Source organism: Pectobacterium sp. HCp5_1, assembly GCF_032905925.1.
Lineage (GTDB): Bacteria > Pseudomonadota > Gammaproteobacteria > Enterobacterales > Enterobacteriaceae > Pectobacterium > Pectobacterium brasiliense_A.
Genome location: NZ_JAUMIO010000086.1, coordinates 1 through 1,219 on the forward strand (window position 1 = coordinate 1; position 1,219 = coordinate 1,219).

The following is a 1,219-nucleotide window of genomic DNA, read 5'->3' on the forward strand; positions in this document are numbered from 1 at the left end:
CAGGGCGGGATTCTACTTTGTTGATGAATTAACCAAAGATAACCTCGCTACGAAAATCTCCTGACCATCCGGCACATTGTCGTTTGCCCGCTATGCTATCTTTTTTTCCTTCATGCTGTTTCAGGACACTCAATGCCACTCGATTGAACAGCGCCATATGCGCTGCCCCTTCCGCGTCTTTCAGGTTCATCTCATCTTCTCTGAAAACCACATCCAATACCCAATGCAGTTGATTTTCTATGCACCAATGCTCGCGTATCATTTGTGACGCTACCCGTGCGTCTACCGCCAATGAACTGACATACCAACGCGACTCTCTGTGTACCACCTTTCCCCGTTCACCACGCTCACTCACCACTTCTATTAACGTACGAATTGTCGGCCAGCGTTGTTTTAACTCCTCAGGAAAATCCGCCTCTATCTGCATCACCTGACGATATTCTGTCCGCCCATGCGCTTGATTATTTTCCGTATGCGTCGCCAGCCCTTCATCGGCATAACATGAAGAAAAACGCTGTTTAACAAATTCATACAGCTTTTTTTGGTTCCCTTTAATGCCGACAATAAACTCGCCTTTACGCTGACAGATAAGCCGCAATGTCTCCACCTGACAATGAAGCGCATCCAGCGTGACGGTAGCATTTTCCAGCGACAGACATTCAATAAGCTGGCGTGCCACCGGCCCTTCTTTACCTTTGCTTTCAGTAGGTTGTTGATACAACGCAATACCATTGCCAATGTCATAAGCGCTGACGACATGCAGAGCTTGCGCTAAAAAGCCGTTGCCCGTTCCGCGAAGCGTTTTACCGTCAATCGCTATCTGTTTTCTGCCATTACTGCTGCGACGTTCATTAATCCAGCTTAACAGTGCCGACATCAGGGACTGGCTATCTAATGCCTTGATAATATTGGCGATACAGTGACGTTTTGGAATGCCATTAGCAAAAGGAGAATGCTGTCTCAGCCACGGGAGTTGGCACTCACCGAATTGCTGTATGGCTTTCCATCCCGATGCACCGCTTAGCACGGCGGTAAAGGTGAGGAAAATGACGTCCATCAATTCATGCTTTTTATTCGTTTCGCAGCGTGGGTCGGGTATTTCATTGATATAATTAAAGATAGTCATTGTCTTTCACTGAGTGTTAGTGGAGATAAAGCTCAGATCAATAAAATCGAAATAAGTTCTCTATTTCAATAAGTAAAGTGAGATCCCACCCTG

At 46.3% G+C, this 1,219-nt stretch carries 1 protein-coding gene; it reads right to left on the bottom strand.

All coding sequences use genetic code 11. The features are described from left to right. Positions 1-28: 28 nt before the first annotated feature. A complete protein-coding gene (locus Q3A88_RS21830) occupies positions 29-1,126 on the bottom strand; it encodes an ISAs1 family transposase (protein WP_233991363.1) in 1,098 nt (365 codons plus the stop codon). Positions 1,127-1,219: the final 93 nt, after the last annotated feature.

Coding starts and splice junctions, on each gene's coding strand:
- Q3A88_RS21830 (WP_233991363.1), bottom strand. CDS start 1,126: ATGACTATCTTTAATTATATCAATGAAATACCCGACCCACGCTGCGAA.